The following is a 14,538-nucleotide window of genomic DNA, read 5'->3' as shown; positions in this document are numbered from 1 at the left end:
GCGGTGAGCGGCCCGGCCGGGACCGTTCTCAGCGCGGGGAGAGGTCCTCGGGGAGCAGCAGCCGCAGATCGTCCAGGCTCGGTGCCGCGACCGTGCTCAGCCGGCCCGCCTGATGGGTCATCATCTGTTCCAGCGTCTGCCGTGCCAGCCGAGCGTTGCCGAAGGCCGTGCCCCTGGGGAGACCGTCGAAGTAGGTCCGCAGCGCGCCGGCCGTGCCCGGCGCGCACTCGTAGCCGCTGTCGGCCGCGTGCTGCCGGACGATCGTGACCAACTCGTCCGAGGAGTAGTCGGGGAACGCGATGTGCCGGGGGAAGCGCGAGGCGAGACCCGGATTGGACCCCAGGAACCGGTCCATCTCCGCGGTGTAGCCCGCCACGATCACGACCACCTCGTCCCGGTGGTCCTCCATCAGCTTCAGCAGCGTGTCGACCGCCTCCTGTCCGAAGTCCGAGGACCCGGCGCCCGAGGGGGGCGTCAGGGTGTACGCCTCGTCGATGAACAGGACGCCGCCCAGCGCCCGTTCGAAGACCTCGCGGGTCAGCTGCGCCGTGTGTCCCACCCAGCGGCCCACCAGGTCCGCGCGCGACACCTCCACGAGCTGGCCGCGCGGCAACACGCCCAGGGACGCCAGCAGTTCGCCGTACAGCCTGGCCACCGTCGTCTTGCCGGTGCCGGGCGGGCCCGCGAAGACCAGATGGTTGCTGATCCGGGGCGCGGGCAGACCTGCCTCCTTCCTGCGCCGCGCGGTGGAGAGCAGGTTGACCAGGTCCCCGACCTCACGCTTGACGGCCGCCAGACCTACCAGGGCCTCCAGCCGCAGCAACGGGTCCTCGTCCTGCCCGTCGTCCGGCGAGCCGCCCGCCGGGGCACCTACGTCCTCCGCGGTCAGCACGGCCAGGTCCCGCTCTCCGGCCTCCGGCAGGGTGGACAGCCGGGACGCCTGCCGGTCCACCATCTCCTCGAAGACCTTGCGGGCGGTCCGGCCGTTGCCGAAGCCCGCGTCGCGGGGAATGCGCTCGAAGCGGGTGCGCAGCGCCGTACGGGCCGCCGGGTCCAGTTCGTAGTGGTGGCCGGTGCACATCCGCTCCACGATCGTGACCAGTTCCTCCGAGGTGTAGTCGGTGAACTCGACACTGCGGGTGAAACGGGACGCGAGACCCGGGTTGGACGCCAGGAAGTCCGTCATCTCCTTGGGATAACCGGCCGCCACCACCACCACGTCCTCGCGGTGGTCCTCCATCAGCTTCACCAGTGTGTCGATCGCCTCGCGCCCGAAGTCGGCCCCGCTGCCGCCGCCGTCGGAGAGCAGGGTGTACGCCTCGTCGACGAACAGCACCCCGCCCAGCGCCTTGTTGAAGGTCTCGGTGGTCTTGATGGCCGTCCCGCCGATGATCTGCGCCACCAGGTCCGCCCGCGACACCTCCACCAGATGCCCCGAGCGCAGCACACCGAGCGAGGCGAGGATGGATCCGTACAGCCGGGCCACCGTCGTCTTGCCGGTGCCGGGCGGGCCCGCGAAGACCAGATGACGGCTCATCGGCGGGGCGGGCATGCCGATGCTGACCCTGCGCTGCGCCATCCGGTTCAGGTTGATCAGCGTCAGCACCTGCTGCTTGACCTCGTCGAGGCCGATCAGCGACTCCAGTTCGGCCACCGGGCCCGTACCGGAGGGGGGTTCGGCCGACGCCGGGGCCGAGCCACCGGGCAGCCGTCCGTCGCCCGCGGCCGCCGCGGCCTCCGCACTGCCCCAGGCGTCGGCGGAACCGTTCTCCGCGCTGGTCAGCCCCTCGACGGCGAGCCGGTCGCCGGCCACCGACTGGCGCACTCCGCTGCCCCGGTTGCCGCGGACGGTGCAACCGGTGAGCGACACCGCGTCGGTGCCCTCCACCCGTATGCCGTCGGCACCCGACCCGGTCACCTCGCACGCGCTGAGGGACGCCCGCGCGCCCGCGTCCACCAGTACGCCGTACTCACCGGAGCCCTTCACCACGGCGCGTACGGCGGCCACCTCACCCTCGGCCGCGATGTGCACGCCGGTGCCGCCGGAGCCCTCGACCTCGGTGTCGCGCAGCGTGAGTGTGCCGAGCGCCCCGATCTCGATCCCGGCCTTGGCGGAGGTACGCAGCCGGCCCTTGCCGACGTACAGGTTGCCGTGCCCCGAGACATGGACCGCCGAGCCGCCCGACTCCTCGACGACGCTCTCCTCCAGCCGCCCCCTGCCGTCCTTGACGACCTCCACGCCGTGCCCACCGGCCCGGGTGACGGCGGCCCGCAGCAGCAGCGGGTTGGCGCCGCTGCGGATCACGATGCCGGAGGCGCCGCAGTCCCGGACCTCCAGACGGTCGAACTCGGCGGCCGAGTCCTCGTCGAGCAGCACCCCGGTGCCCTTGGCGTCCTGGACCACGGTGGCCGTCAGCACCGGCGAGGAGAAGCCGGTGACCCGTACGGCGGGCTTCTCGGCGGTGGCGAACACGCATTCCTCGAACACGCCGCGGCTGCGCTCGGTCACCAGCAGACCGTGTCCGCCGGTCCGTTCGGTGCGGCAGCGGGTCAGCGCCGGTGAACTGCCGCCGCCCAGAACGAAACCGTGCCCGGTGACATCACCGACGGAGACGTCCTCCAGGACGACCGGCCCGGCGCTGTTCACGAAGACCCCGACGACGGCCTTGCGGATCGTGCCGCGCACCATCCGGACCGAACTCTCCTCTTCGACGGCGACGCCCGGCTTGCCGGTCGCCGATATCGCGCAGTCCTCCAGCAGGACGTGGGCCTGCCCGTTGGTGAGCACCCCGTTGCCCTGTGTGTCCCGCAGCTTGCTGAAGCGCGCGGTGATCCGCCCCCGTTCACCGGCCACCACGGCGGACGTCCCGAGGTGCTCGACGACGCAGTCCTCCAGGAAGCTCTCGGCCGAGGAGGTGGAGACCACACCGGCGCCCGCCGGGTTGCTGATCCGGCACTGACGCAGTGCCAGCGAACCGCCGTCCCGTGCGAAGAGCGCGGACCAGGCCGCACCGTGGACGTCGCAGCGGTCCATCGCGAGCTGACCGCGCGGCGCGTCGACCACCGGCAGTTCGTCGTCGTGGCCGCGCAGCACCAGGTCCCTGACCATCACGGCGTCCCCGGTGAGGGTCAGTGCCGTGCCGCGCCGGGGCGCCAGCTCCACCGTTCCCCGGCCCTCGGCAGCGGTCAGGGTGATCGCGGCGGGGACCGTCACGCTCTCCTCGTACCGCCCCGGAGCGATGCTGACGACCGCTCCGGCACGGGCCCGTGCGACGGCCTCTCCTACGGTGCGGTGGTCGCCCGTCCCGTCGGCGGCGACGGTGAGCATCTGACGTGACACGTTCTGACCTCCCGGACCCCGGCGCCGTGGGTACGGGGCGGAGACGCGCGGCATGTAGGGCGTGGGAAACTGCTGGGCTCATCATGCCTGTTGCCGCAGGTCGCCCGCCATGGTGGTCGGCATTCCCGGACCGCGAAGGGCCTGCCCGCCGCGCGTCGCGGGGCAGGTTCCGCCCGTGCGGCGCGCGTCGCTACCATCGGCGCATGCGATCTTCGAGGTCCTCGGTGTCCCGTGCACTCGGACCGGTAGCACTGGCCGCCCTGCTCCTGATACCCGGCACCGCGGCGCCGGCCGGTGCGGCGGAGGAGGCGGACAGCCCCTCGTTGCCGGGAATGCCCGTCACCCTTGCCGACGGCCGCCCGTGCACTCCGGCCTCGGCCAAGAGATCGGCCCAAGTCCCCTGGGCGCAGAGCTTCCTGGGGATCGACCGGGCATGGGAACTCAGCCGGGGCGCGGGGGTGAAGGTCGCCCTCGTCGGTACCGGGGCCGATCCGGCGCGGGTACCCGCGCTGAAGGGCCGGGTGACCGGCGGTCCGGACGTGGTGGCGGGCGGCACCGTACGGGACGACTGCGTCGGCTACGGCACGTTCCTGGCCGGCATCGTGGCGGGCGCGCGGCAGCCGGGTCTGAAGGCGGCCGGGGTCGCTCCCGAGGCCGAGGTGGTCGCGGTGCGGGCCACCGACCGGTACGGCGCGACGACGCCCGGGGCGCTGGCCGAGGCGATCCGGGCGGCCACGGCCTCCAAGGCGCGGATCGTCCATGTGGCGCTGAGCGTCCCTTCCGCACCGAAGGAGTTGAAGGCCGCCGTCCGTGCCGCGCAGGAGGCCGGGGCCCTGGTGGTGGCGCCCGCCTCGGCCCGGGAGTGGGAGAGCGGCGCGGGGGCGCCCGACGCGGTGAACGGCCCCGCCTACCCGGCGGCGCTGCCCGGGGTGCTCGCCGTGTCCTCGGTGGGGCCGGGCGGGGCGCCCGAGGAGAACGGCACCGTGAAGGGGCGGCGTACGCAGCCCGTTCTGAGCGCTCCCGGCGTCTCGGTGATGGGTCCGGGGCCCGGCGGCCGGGGGCAGTTCGTCGGCCGCGGGGACGCGGTGGCCGGTGCCTTCGTGGCCGGTACGGCGGCCCTGGTCCTCTCCTACCACCCGCGGCTGACCGCGGATCAGTTGGCGCACCGGCTGGAGTCCACCGCCTACGGAGCCGTGGGTGACGCGCCGGACGCCGACCTCGGCGCGGGGATCGTCGACCCGGTGCGGGCGCTGTCCGCCGTACTGCCCGAGGAGCTCGCGCGGCCCCCGGCCGGACCGAAGAGCGCGGCGGCACCGGCCGTGCCGCCGCTCGACCCGCCGCACATGCGCAACAGCGCGCTGGCCGTGGCGGGTTCGGCGACGGGGCTGGTGCTGCTGGTCGCCTTCCTGGCGGTCGTGCTGCCCCGGGGGCGCCGCCGCGGATGGCGTGCGGGCCGGACCTCGGGGCCCGTCACGGAGACGGACTGAGCGCCGGCCCCCCGTCACGGCCCGGAACGGGCTCGACGTCCCACGGTCCGCCGGGTCGCGCTCATCGCGCCACGATCCGGCGCGGGCTCGACGTCCCACGGTCCGCCGGGTCGCGCTCATCGCGCCACGATCCGGCGCGGCCACCGGGAGCGGGCTTCGCGGTCGTCCTGGCCGAGGGCCGCCCGCGGAGCGAGGGTGCCGAAGCCGTGGAAGGCGCCCGGCCACACCTGTCGTTCGGCCTCGCCACCGGCCCGCCAGATCCCGTCGGCGTACGCCACGGCCTCGTCCCTGGAGGTCTCGGCCGACCCGGCCTCGACGCAGGCCGGGGGCAGCGGGACAGATCCGTGGCGCGGGCGGGGCGGCGTGGGGCGGCACTCCGGCAGTGCCGTACCGGTCGCCGGGCACCGCGTGCCACGCGGTCGCGTGGGAGGTCCGGTCCCAGGTGTCGAGGCCCGCCATCCGGTGGCTGGAGAAGGTGGCGCCCGGGTCGTCGGGCATCGGGCTCAGGAGCAGCCGGCCGATCGGAACCGGCCCGCCGCGGTCACGGGTCAGCAGCGCGAGCGCCGCGGCGAGACCACCGCCCGCGCTCTTGCCCCCGAGAACGACGCGGCCCGCGTCGAGGCCCGCCCCGGCCGCGTGACCGGCCGCCCGGACGAGTCCGGCGTAGCAGTCCTCCACGGGACCGAGGTACGGCGCCCCCGGTGCCGGCCGGCCGGTACTCGACGGAGCTGACGGCGAGCCCCGGCGGAAGCGCCCATTCCCGGAGCAGCCGCGGAAGCACGGACCGGGCGTTGCCCATGATCATGCCGCCGCCGTGCAGGCAATGCCGTGCAGGTAATACAGCAGCGGCAGGGGTCCGGCGGCCCCGGCGGGCCGCGCGCTGACGAGGGTGACCTCCCGCCCGTCCCGGTCCGCGGCTGCCCGCAGCTCCTCCACCTCGAACCGGCCGCCGGTCCGCAGCGCGCGAGGCGTCGGACGGGGCCGGGCGGAGGCGTCCCGCCGCTGCCCGGCCGCGAGACCCTCCGGCGTGACCGGCTCCCGTGCCGGTGCCCCCGTGGCCGCCGGCGCGGCACTCAACTCCGGGTCGAACGGAGGTGCGTGCCGCGCCGGCGCGTCAGGCCGGCGCTCCATCGGCCTTCCACCGGTGCCCCACGACGGGACAGCCCTCAGTCCTCGCCCTCGGTGTCCGGCAGCAGCGGGGTCTGCACCTGGACCACACCTCTGCGGGTGATCAACTGGGCCCGGCCGGGCGGCAGCTGCCTCGGCTTGGTGTCGTTGAACAGATAGCCCTCCGAGGGCGGGCAGGAGAGCAGCGCGGCGGGCGTGTTCACCTCCAGGAGGCGGCGCAGCAGCGGGTCGTTCATCGCCCGCGCCGCACCGTTGGCGCTGCGCGCCACGATCAGGTGCAGGCCGAGTTCCGCGCCCTGGGCCAGGTAGTCCAGCAGCGGGGCGAAGTGGTTGGACATACCGCTGGACACCATGTCGTAGTCGTCCACGACCAGGAAGACCTGTGGGCCGTTCCACCAGTCGCGCCGCTTCAGCTGGGCGGGCGAGACGTCCGCGCCCGGCAGCCGCTCCTTCATGGCCCGTGCGACGCCGTCCACCACCTGCTTGAGCACGTCGACGGAGACGGCGTAGCCCAGCCGGTGCGACTCGGGAACGCTCTCCAGCAGCCCGCGCCGGTAGTCGATCAGCATCACCCGCGCCTCGGCGGGCGTGTAGCGCTGGGCGATCGCCCGGCAGACCGAGCGCAGCAGGTTGGTCTTGCCGGTCTCCGCGTCGCCGACCACCACCAGGTGCGCGGTCTGCGCGAAGTCGTGCCACATGACGTCGAGCCGGCCGCCCTCCAGGCCCAGCGGCAGCCGCAGGTCGCCGTCCGTGCCGACCTCCGCGTCGGGCAGGTCGGCGGGGTCCAGGACCGTGGGCAGGGTGCGGACCGCGGGTGCGGGCGGGCCCTCCCAGTGCTCGGCCACCTGCGCCACCGCGTCGGCGACGCCCGCTCCGAGGTCCGCGGCGCTCTCGCCGCCGTCCACCCGCGGCAGGGCGGTGAGGAAGTGGTGCTTGGAATCGGTCATGCCACGGCCGGGCGACTTGGGGATGGTCGCGGCGGCCCGCATGTTGATCATGGAATCCATGCTGTCGCCGAGCCGCAGCTCGAAACGCGTGCCGAGCTGGTCCCGCAGCGCGGTGGGAATCTCCGACCAGCGGCCCGCCGCCACGATGAGATGGACACCGTAGTTGAGACCGCGTGCCGCCAGCGCCGTGAAGGTGTCCATGATGTCCATGAAGTCCTGGCGGACCGTGCCCCATCCGTCGACCACGAGGAACACGTCGCCGTACGGCTCGTCCGGCATCTCCCCGGCCGCCCGGCGGGCCCGCAGCGTCGCCATGGAGTCGATGCCCAGCTCGGCGAACTGCTTCTCGCGCCGGGCCACCAGCCCGTGCACCTCGGCCAGGGTGCGCTGCACCCGCTCCAGGTCCAGTCGGCCCGTGACACCGCCCACATGCGGCAGGTCGCGCAGCGCGCCGAGCGAACCACCGCCGAAGTCCAGGCAGTAGAACTGGATCTCGCGCGGTGTGTGGGTGAGGGCGAGCGACATGATCAGGTCACGCACGAGGGTGGACTTGCCGCTCTGCGGCCCGCCCGCGATGCCGACGTGACCGCCCGCCCCGGACAGCTCGGCCAGCAGGGGTTCGCGGGTCTGGTCGAAGGGCCGGTCGATGATGCCCACCGGCACCGTCAGCCCGCCGTGCAGAGCGGAGTCGACGGTGGTGAGACCCCGCTCGGCGTCCACCTCCAGTCCCATCAGCAGGGTGTCCAGCGACAGCGGAGCGTCCAGCGGCGGCAGCCAGACCCGGTGCGCGGGCCTGCCGCCCTCCCGCATCCGGGCCACCGCCAGAGCGAGCAGGGTCTCCTCGCTCTCCTCCTCCGTCGCCGCGGCCGGCTGCGGGTCCGGATCGGGCGCGGGAACGCGGGGCGCGGTCCACTCCGTGCGGTACGGGACCACCTGACCGGCCACGGCCGACGCGCCGACCCTGCGGACACCCTGGTAGGGCCCGGAGACGTACGCGGCCTTGAACCGGACGAGGGTCCCGGTGTCCTTCTTGAGGATGGCGCTGCCGGGGACGGACGGCAGCTGGTAGGCATCCGGCACACCCAGGACGCCCCGGCTCTCCATGGAGGAGAACGTGCGCAGCGCGATCCGGTACGACAGGTGCGACTCCAGCTGGGTCATGCGGCCCTCGTCCAGCCGCTGCGAGGCGAGCAGCAGATGAACCCCCAGGCTGCGGCCCAGCCGCCCCACCATCACGAACAGGTCCATGAAGTCGCGGTGCGCGGAGAGGAGTTCACTGAACTCGTCGACCACCACGAAGAGCGTCGGCAGCGGCACCAGATCGGCGCCCGCCGCCCGCGCCGTCTCGTACTCGAAGGCCGACGTGTAGTTCCCGGCGCTGCGCAGCAGCTCCTGGCGGCGCATCAGCTCACCGTGCAGGGCATCCTGCATGCGCTCGACCAGCGAGGACTCGTCGGCGAGGTTGGTGATCACGGCCGAGGTGTGCGGCAGACCGTCCAGGCCGAGGAACGTGGCGCCGCCCTTGAAGTCCACCAGGACGAAGTTGAGCTTCTCCGACGAGTGGGTGAGCGCCAGGGCGAGCACCAGGGTCCGCAGCAGCTCCGACTTGCCGGAACCCGTCGCGCCGATCAGCACGCCGTGCGGGCCCATACCGCCCTGCGCCGCCTCCTTGATGTCCAGTTCCACCGGGGTGCCGTCCCCGGCGAGCCCCAGCGGCACCCGCAGCCTGGCCCGCTCGCTCCGGTCGGCGCGCACGCCGTCCAGATCGACGGTGTGCAGGTCGGGCAGGCCGAGCAGGGTGGTCAGCTGCACGTCCGAGGTGAGGGCCTCACCGTTGTCCGTGGTGATGCCCATCCGATAGGGGGACAGCAGCGTGGCCAGCGCCCTCGCCCGCCGGGGACCCAGCGCGTCGGGCCTGCCGAGCGCCGCCGTGGTCTCCTTCCCCGACCGGTCGGTGCTCACCAGCTCCAGCTGCCGCTCGGAGATCCGCAGCCGCAGCGTGTGGCGGGACTGACGCCAGGGCAGCGAACCGGCCACGTCCAGCGTCACGGTGTTGCGGTACCCGTCGGTGGCCAGCCGGGAGTCGGCGGGCGTCCGGGAGCTGTCCAGCACCACGACGCAGTAGGGCTCCTCGGCGCTCGGCGAGGCGTCCGCCTCGAAGGCGGGCCGGCCGGTCAGCTCCTCACCGAGCAGCGATTCGAGACCCAGGACGGAATCGGTGACCAGCCGTACGGGTCCGCCACCGTCGACGTCCGTCGGATGCTGGGCGTGCGGCAGCCACTTCACCCACTCCCAGGCATCCCGGCGGTCGTGGTCCGCCAGCACCACGATCCGCAGGTCCTGCGGCGCGTGGAACACGCTCAGCTGGGCCAGCAGGGCCCGCACCATCGCCTGTGCGGCCTGCTCGTCGCCCTGCAGCAGGACGCGCGCGTAGGTCCGCAGGTAGACCGCGACCGGCTGGTCCGGCACCGTGCCGTACGCCTTGATGAAGCGGCGCAGCGCATGCGCGGACAGCGGCTCCAGATCCTCCACCGGTTTGGTGCTCAGCGGCGTCAGCTTCGTGCCCAGCTGCTGCTCGCCCACCGCGATCCGCACCTCGGCGAAGTCCGCGTGCGCGGCCCGCCGCTCCCACAGCCTGGCCGTGGGCACCAGGCCCCACAGCGACGCCGGGTCCGGGTGCGACCACGCCTGCGCCTCCCGCTGCTGCGTGATCACCTTGCGGATGCGCCTGCGGCTGATCGACAGGTAGCGCATGTAGTCGCGCCGCTCACCGAGCAACGCCCGCTTGCGGTCCCCGGAGGCCCGCACGATCTGCGACACCAGCATGCCGACGGCCGACAGCCCCATCAGCCCGATCGCGACGTACATCATGGGTCCGCCGCCGCTGCCGGGGCGCAGGAAGATGAGCACCATGCCGAGCGAACTGAGCGCCATCGGCATGTACGTGATCATGTTGCCCATCGCGCTCTGGGTCTCCGGCACCGTGGGCGGCTCCTGGAGGCTCAGTTCGCCCTGGGGCATCTCGGGGCCAAGACGCCGGGGAGGCCTCTTGAAGAGGACCACGCTCAAAGGGAATCGCCTTCCTGAGGGGTGCCGGCGGTTACTGTGACGCCGCTTCGGGGTGACAGCACGTCAAACGCCTGCGGTACGGCCGACGACACAGGTCCGCAGGCCGGGGGGTGGGCGGGAACGGGGTTGCCGATCATCGCGGCACCCCACAACGTACAGACTGCACGCACAAGTTAATGTGATCAATCTGACCGCGTCGACCACTGTCCTGGAAGGCGATGAAACGCGCTTGACCGACATATCCGCGGCACCCCTGTGCCGCCTCACGGTGCTGACGCCCGATCGCTCCGTCGAACTCGCGGTGCCGTCCGACATCGTGCTCGCCGACCTGATGCCGACCATCGTCGACCACGGGGGCACCGACCTCTACGAACGGGGAGCACAGGCCGGCGGCTGGGTGCTCCAACGCCTCGGCCAGGAGCCGCTCGACGACGAGAACACGCTCGGCGACCTGGGCCTGCACGACGGCGAGACGGTCCACCTGCGCCTGCGCGGGGACGCCCTGCCCGAGATCCACTACGACGACCTCGTCGACGGGCTCTCCAGCAGGCTGCGCGAACGCCCCGACTCCTGGCGGCCCGTGTGGTCGCACCACCTCATGACCACGCTCGCCCTGAGCGCCCTCGCCACGGGTCTGCTGCTCCTGCTGCTGCCCGGTTCCCCGGGAATCAGAGCGGTCTGCGCGGCGGGCACCGCGATCCTCCTGCTGGCCGGCGCCGGAGCCGCCTCACGCGCGGTCGGGGACGTCGGCGCGGGCGGCGCGCTCGGCGCGGCCGCCATCCCCTTCCTCGCCGTGGCCGGTGCGCTCGTGCCCCAGGGCGCCGGATCCGACGCCGAACTGGGCGCACGGCTGCTGGCGGGCTGCTCCGCGGCGGCGGGCGCCGCCGTGCTCGCGGTGGCCGCCGTGGGCGCGTGCGCCCCGCTGTTCCTGGCCGCGGCACTGGCCGCGGTGCTCGGGGCGATCGGCGGCGCCGTGATGCTCTTGGGCGTCACGCCCACCGGCGCGGCCGCTCCGCTGATCCTGGCGGTCGTCCTGCTGGGGCACTTCCTGCCCTCCCTGGCGTTCCGCCTGTCCGGCCTGAAGGTCCCGCTGCTGCCCACCAACGCGGGCCAGCTCCAGGAGGGCATCGACCCCACCCCGGACGAGCAGATCGCCGCCCGCGGCGCCGTCGCCGACGGCTACCTCACGGGCCTCTACGGCGCCACCGGTCTGGTGGCCGCGGGCTGCCTCACGATGCTGGCGTTCGAGACGTCCTGGGCGCCGCTCACCCTGGCCGCGGTCCTGTGCGCGCTCCTGTTCACCCACGCACGGGGGATCGGCGGCGCCTGGCAGCGCCTCGCCGTCGTCCTGCCGGCCGCCTACGGTGCCGTACTGCTCACGGTGCTGCTGGTCCTGCGGCTGGACGCGGACTCCCGGCCGCTGCTGCTCGCCGGACTGCTGGCCGTCGCGGCCGTTCTCGCCATCACGGGCTGGACGCTGCCGGGCCGCCGTCTGGTGCCCTACTGGGGGCGCGCGGTCGATCTGCTCCACCTGCTCTTCGCCATCGCCCTCGTCCCGCTGGCCCTGCTCGTCGCCGGTCTCTACTCGTATCTGCGGGGCCTCAACAGCTGAGCCCGCGGTCCGGCGTCCGCCGCCGGACCAGCAGGCCGATCCCGGGGTCCCGGGGGCGCAAGCCCCGGACCCCGGGACCTCGCGCGCCGGGCCGATGCCCGGTCGGAAAGGCAAGGAATGCAGTCCAGGCGGGACCAGGTCCACGCGCACATGTTCGTCATGAGCCGACTGTCACTGGGAATGCTCCGGGACGACCCGGACGCCCCCGAGTCCGCGCACCGGCGGACCTCGAAGGGCTTCGTCATCGGCCTCGTGGTCGCGGCGCTGGCCGCGCTCATCGTCGCGGTGTACGGGCTGGTGGTGCCCGGCGGTTCGAACGCGTGGAAGGCCACCGGGACACTGGTGATCGACGAACGCTCGGGCGCCCGCTACCTCACGCTCGACGGAGTCCTCCACCCGGTCCTGAACGAGACCTCGGCCAGACTCCTGGCGGGCGACCGGATGAAGGTGGTGAGCGTCAAGCCCGCCTCGCTCCAGGACGCACCGCGCGGCGCGACCCTGGGCATCGTCGGCGCGCCGGACCCCCTGCCGCAGCCGGGCTCGCTCAGCCGCGCGGCCTGGTCGGTGTGCGCCACCCGGACCGACGCGGCGAAGGCGCCGCTCCTCACCGTGGCCGTCGGTCTGACGGCCGAGGGCCGGCCCGTCACCTCGGACCGGGCCACCCTGGTCCGCAGCGTCCCGGGCGATGCCACGTACCTGCTCTGGCACGGCACCCGGCTGCGGCTGAACACCGCGAACTACGCCGTCCAGTCGCTGGGCTACGACCCCGACGGGGCGTACCCCGTCCCCGACGCCTTCCTCAACGCCCTGCCCGCAGGACCGGATCTGGCGGTGCCGGAGGTGACGGGACGCGGAAAGGCGGGGCCCTCGCTGGCGGGCCGCGCCACCCGGGTCGGGCAGCTCTTCGAGGCCTCCGGCCGCCACTACCTGCTGACGGAGCGCGGTCTGACCCGGATCACCGCCCTGGAGGAGGCGCTCCTGAAGGGCGATCCCCGTACCCAGCGGACGGCCTACGCCGGGGGACCCGTCGAACTTCCCAGGGTCGGCCCGGACGACCTGGCACGCCACCAGGACCCGAAGGAGGCCCGGCTCGTGGGTGCCTCGGGAGGCGCCGTTCCGACCGAGCTTCCCGGCCCGAGGCCGGTCGCCGCGGGCGAGGGCGTCTGCGCCGTCATCGGTACCGCGGACGGCAGGCCGACGATCTCGGTCGTCCTGCCCCGCGCGGACGCGGTGGGCGGCCGGGCGGTGTCCAACCAGCCAGGAATCACCGCGGGGTCCGGAGCCGCCGATCTGTTCGCGGTACGCCCGGAGGGCGGCGCACTCGTCACGGCCCTCTCCTCCGCGGGCACGGGCACGGCCCACTACCTGGTCACCGAGTCGGGGGCCAAGTACCCGGTCCCCGGCGGCGACAAGGGACTCCAGCGGCTCGGCTACAGCGCCGAGCAGTCCGTCCCCGTGCCGTCCGGCGTCCTCGGGATGCTCGCGTCCGGGCCCGCGCTGGACGACACCACCCTGCTGGCGCAGGGGCTGGTGGAAGTGGCGGAGAACGAGGCGCCGCAATAGCGGACTTCCCTCCGCCTTAAGGGAATTGAGCTTTCTTTGAGGATAGGGAAGCCGGGAGGCAGGCGCTTTCTACGGCATTGCCGCAGCTCACGCACGCCTCGAAGGTGAACACTCAGAATTGACGTGGAACATCCGTGCCAAGATCCCGTACGGCGTATTAACCTGATGATCCGTCGACTACCGGAGGGCGTGATTCCCGGTGTGGTCGACGTGCCGTGCACCCGTCGTGCCGTCGTGTTCCCGCAGCGTCCAGGAGGACCCCCCATGTCTGATGTCTCCGGCTTCAACGTCAACTCGGCCGACGGCCTGTCCAATGATGAAACAGCGATGCTGGAGACGCTGAAGACGCTGGACCAGCACCTTCGCGACATGGATGAGGCCGGCCGCAAGGTCAGGACCATCCAGGGCCAGGTCCGCGGTGCCTACCAGGCGGTTTCCTCCGAGACCCACGCGGCGGGCATCGACGAGTGGCTCAGGGCCCACGCCCGGGTCATGGAGCGCACCCAGTTCTTCCGTGAGGGCACCGCGATGGCCAACCGGCTCCTCGTGGACGCCGAGCACGAGGCGAACACCTACGCCGGCGGTATCGCCGACGTGATCAACCCCAGGTGACCGGCCTTACCGCCCTTCTCCCCTTTCGTTCCCCGCTCTCTTAACGCCCCACGAGGAGTTCCGTCATGACCGTCAAGATCAGTCACCAAGGGGTCCTGGACGCCGTCAAGAACATGGACGCGGCCCAGCAGGAGATGAAGGAAGCGCTCGCCTGGATGGAGAAGAACTTCGGCGCGCTGCGCGACACCCTGAGCGGTCAGACCCGTACCTCCTGGGAGGAATTCCAGGCGGAACTCGCCAAGATCAAGCTCCAGCTCGACGAGCAGTACGGTGTCGCCCGGACGACTCTCCAGCGGATGCACTCCCGGCAGATCGACGGGGACATCGACGGCGGCCGCGGCCTGAACGGTCTCCAGGGCAGCTGACCAGGCCGAACGAACCGACTTCTGTGAGGTGTGAGCATGGCTGGTGACGAGAGTTCGGGCGACATCTTCCAGTCGACCGACGGCGTCTATCTCAGGTACGCGAATCAGGAGCTCCCCACGTTCCGCCGCGACCTCACGGTCAAAGCGGAATATGTGAGCCTCGGAGCGAAGATCCCGCTGGCCGTCGGAAACCCCGAGAAGTGCACGCAGGCGAAGGCACTTGAGGGCCAGATGGAGACGTACCGCGCCAGCATGCGCACCCGGTACGAGACGGCCATCACGCTCATGAACAACTTCTCCGCCAGCCTGCGGGACGTGGAGACCAAGCACAAGGACGCCGAGGACGACTCCACGAGCATCGGCGGCACCCTCGCCGACGAGTTCTCCGAGATCCTGACGCCGAAGGGAAAGTGAA

At 72.7% G+C, this 14,538-nt stretch carries 10 protein-coding genes and 1 pseudogene; 6 read left to right on the top strand and 5 right to left on the bottom strand.

The window, feature by feature from the left end; genetic code table 11:
- Positions 1 to 28 precede the first annotated feature (28 nt).
- Positions 29 to 3,328, bottom strand: coding sequence for a right-handed parallel beta-helix repeat-containing protein (locus OG251_RS06435; protein ID WP_326681172.1), 3,300 nt, complete (start codon positions 3,326 to 3,328; stop codon positions 29 to 31).
- A 215-nt stretch (positions 3,329 to 3,543) separates the two neighbouring features.
- Between OG251_RS06435 and OG251_RS06430 the strand changes: the two genes are divergently transcribed.
- Positions 3,544 to 4,827, top strand: coding sequence for a S8 family serine peptidase (locus tag OG251_RS06430; RefSeq protein WP_326676249.1), 1,284 nt, complete (start codon positions 3,544 to 3,546; stop codon positions 4,825 to 4,827).
- Between the two features lie 116 nt (positions 4,828 to 4,943).
- Here OG251_RS06430 and OG251_RS06425 read toward each other — a convergent pair whose 3' ends face one another.
- The 4 genes and pseudogenes from OG251_RS06425 to eccCa all read right to left on the bottom strand — a co-directional run bounded on the left by OG251_RS06425 (position 4,944) and on the right by eccCa (position 9,923).
- Complete coding sequence (locus OG251_RS06425) at positions 4,944 to 5,105, bottom strand: hypothetical protein (RefSeq protein ID WP_326676248.1); 162 nt, start codon at positions 5,103 to 5,105, stop codon at positions 4,944 to 4,946.
- A gap of 193 nt (positions 5,106 to 5,298) precedes the next feature.
- Positions 5,299 to 5,505: pseudogene (locus tag OG251_RS06420) on the bottom strand (alpha/beta hydrolase fold domain-containing protein); the annotation flags it as partial.
- Positions 5,506 to 5,628: 123 nt separating this feature from the next.
- Complete coding sequence (locus OG251_RS06415) at positions 5,629 to 5,958, bottom strand: hypothetical protein (protein ID WP_326676247.1); 330 nt, start codon at positions 5,956 to 5,958, stop codon at positions 5,629 to 5,631.
- Between the two features lie 35 nt (positions 5,959 to 5,993).
- Positions 5,994 to 9,923 carry a type VII secretion protein EccCa gene (eccCa, locus tag OG251_RS06410; protein WP_326681171.1) on the bottom strand — a complete coding sequence of 1,310 codons (3,930 nt, stop codon included), beginning with the start codon at positions 9,921 to 9,923 and terminating at the stop codon, positions 5,994 to 5,996.
- 277 nt (positions 9,924 to 10,200) lie between these two features.
- Between eccCa and eccD the strand changes: the two genes are divergently transcribed.
- The 5 genes from eccD to OG251_RS06385 all read left to right on the top strand — a co-directional run bounded on the left by eccD (position 10,201) and on the right by OG251_RS06385 (position 14,537).
- A complete protein-coding gene (eccD, locus tag OG251_RS06405; RefSeq protein WP_326676246.1) occupies positions 10,201 to 11,583 on the top strand; it encodes a type VII secretion integral membrane protein EccD in 1,383 nt (460 codons plus the stop codon).
- A 117-nt stretch (positions 11,584 to 11,700) separates the two neighbouring features.
- A complete protein-coding gene (gene eccB / locus OG251_RS06400; protein ID WP_326676245.1) occupies positions 11,701 to 13,146 on the top strand; it encodes a type VII secretion protein EccB in 1,446 nt (481 codons plus the stop codon).
- Between the two features lie 264 nt (positions 13,147 to 13,410).
- Positions 13,411 to 13,758, top strand: a complete 348-nt coding sequence (locus tag OG251_RS06395) for a hypothetical protein (protein WP_073722548.1) — start codon at positions 13,411 to 13,413, stop codon at positions 13,756 to 13,758.
- Positions 13,759 to 13,823: 65 nt separating this feature from the next.
- Entirely contained in the window at positions 13,824 to 14,123 is a 300-nt protein-coding gene (locus OG251_RS06390; protein ID WP_073722547.1) for a hypothetical protein, read from the top strand.
- A gap of 36 nt (positions 14,124 to 14,159) precedes the next feature.
- Positions 14,160 to 14,537, top strand: a complete 378-nt coding sequence (locus OG251_RS06385; RefSeq protein WP_326676244.1) for a hypothetical protein — start codon at positions 14,160 to 14,162, stop codon at positions 14,535 to 14,537.
- Position 14,538 lies beyond the last annotated feature (1 nt).

The sequence above is a fragment of the Streptomyces sp. NBC_01237 genome (assembly GCF_035917275.1).
Taxonomy (GTDB): domain Bacteria; phylum Actinomycetota; class Actinomycetes; order Streptomycetales; family Streptomycetaceae; genus Streptomyces.
This window is presented reverse-complemented; position numbering and strand designations above follow the sequence as displayed.

Bases quoted from the DNA above. Each gene is read 5' to 3' on its own strand.
- OG251_RS06395 (WP_073722548.1), top strand. From the start codon at position 13,411: ATGTCTGATGTCTCCGGCTTCAACGTCAACTCGGCCGACGGCCTGTCC.
- eccCa (WP_326681171.1), bottom strand. From the start codon at position 9,923: ATGCCCCAGGGCGAACTGAGCCTCCAGGAGCCGCCCACGGTGCCGGAG.
- OG251_RS06430 (WP_326676249.1), top strand. From the start codon at position 3,544: ATGCGATCTTCGAGGTCCTCGGTGTCCCGTGCACTCGGACCGGTAGCA.
- OG251_RS06435 (WP_326681172.1), bottom strand. From the start codon at position 3,328: ATGCTCACCGTCGCCGCCGACGGGACGGGCGACCACCGCACCGTAGGA.
- OG251_RS06385 (WP_326676244.1), top strand. From the start codon at position 14,160: ATGGCTGGTGACGAGAGTTCGGGCGACATCTTCCAGTCGACCGACGGC.
- eccB (WP_326676245.1), top strand. From the start codon at position 11,701: ATGCAGTCCAGGCGGGACCAGGTCCACGCGCACATGTTCGTCATGAGC.
- OG251_RS06390 (WP_073722547.1), top strand. From the start codon at position 13,824: ATGACCGTCAAGATCAGTCACCAAGGGGTCCTGGACGCCGTCAAGAAC.
- OG251_RS06415 (WP_326676247.1), bottom strand. From the start codon at position 5,958: ATGGAGCGCCGGCCTGACGCGCCGGCGCGGCACGCACCTCCGTTCGAC.